General features: G+C 34.5%; 2 protein-coding genes. Both read right to left on the bottom strand.

Features of this window, described 5'->3' with window-relative positions; genetic code table 11:
• Nucleotides 1-19 precede the first annotated feature (19 nt).
• Nucleotides 20-613, bottom strand: a complete 594-nt coding sequence (locus tag A5816_RS00430) for a hypothetical protein (RefSeq protein WP_086311149.1) — start codon at nt 611-613, stop codon at nt 20-22.
• Nucleotides 614-705: 92 nt separating this feature from the next.
• Nucleotides 706-1,115, bottom strand: a 410-nt coding sequence (locus A5816_RS00425) for a hypothetical protein (RefSeq protein ID WP_086310450.1), incomplete at its 5' end; no start/stop codon positions are given.

Raw genomic sequence — 1,115 nt, 5'->3', positions numbered from 1 at the left:
GAGGAACGGCAGTTTCGATTCATAAGAAAAACAAAAGAACAATATTGTAATAAGTAGCAAATAGATAATTCATTCCTAAAAGTAGCCACTTTATTCGATTATCTTCAAGTTTTGTAGAGAAATAGAGACCCATCAAGCCGGAAATCATCATGAAAAGCAACAAAGCGATGATTACCCACATCCTGTCAGTATTTAAATAGAAAGCCAATAGATAATGGATCCAAATAAGTAAACTGATTGATATCAACATCGGTAGACCTAGACCGAACAGATAGAATGTTTTTTTCTTTTTTTGATAATCTAATGTTGCAACTGCTCCAAAATACAACACGCATCCTAACAACCAATCCGGCCTTGATATACCTACCCATCCGATACCCAAACCACAAATAACAAGAAGATGAAAAACAATAATCACTAGTTTCCATAGATTAGACTCTATTCTTCTTGAAAAAGCTAAACTGATACCACTTAAAATCCAACATGAATACTGGACGATTAGAAACCCTATCACTTCATGACGAATATACAAATGACTGCTGAGCAAAATCATACAGAAGACTAACAGAACCATCGATACCCGCTTACTTTTCTTACTTTCTATTGATAACATCCAACTCTCTCCTTTTAATTGACCCATACATCGCCTTCCTCATACCCCAATGATTCTCATGATTAAATGAAATGAGGAACGGCAGTTTCGATTCATAAGAAAAACAAAAGAACAATATTGTAATAAGTAGCAAATAGATAATTCATTCCTAAAAGTAGCCACTTTATTCGATTATCTTCAAGTTTTGTAGAGAAATAGAGACCCATCAAGCCGGAAATCATCATGAAAAGCAACAAAGCGATGATTACCCACATCCTGTCAGTATTTAAATAGAAAGCCAATAGATAATGGATCCAAATAAGTAAACTGATTGATATCAACATCGGTAGACCTAGACCGAACAGATAGAATGTTTTTTTCTTTTTTTGATAATCTAATGTTGCAACTGCTCCAAAATACAACACGCATCCTAACAACCAATCCGGCCTTGATATACCTACCCATCCGATACCCAAACCACAAATAACAAGAAGATGAAAAACAATAATCACTAGTTTCCATA

The organism is Enterococcus sp. 3G1_DIV0629 (assembly GCF_002141285.1).
GTDB classification, from domain to species: domain Bacteria; phylum Bacillota; class Bacilli; order Lactobacillales; family Enterococcaceae; genus Enterococcus_B; species Enterococcus_B lactis.
The sequence above is the reverse complement of the archived record's forward strand: the minus strand, read 5'-3'. Positions and strand labels throughout refer to the sequence as shown.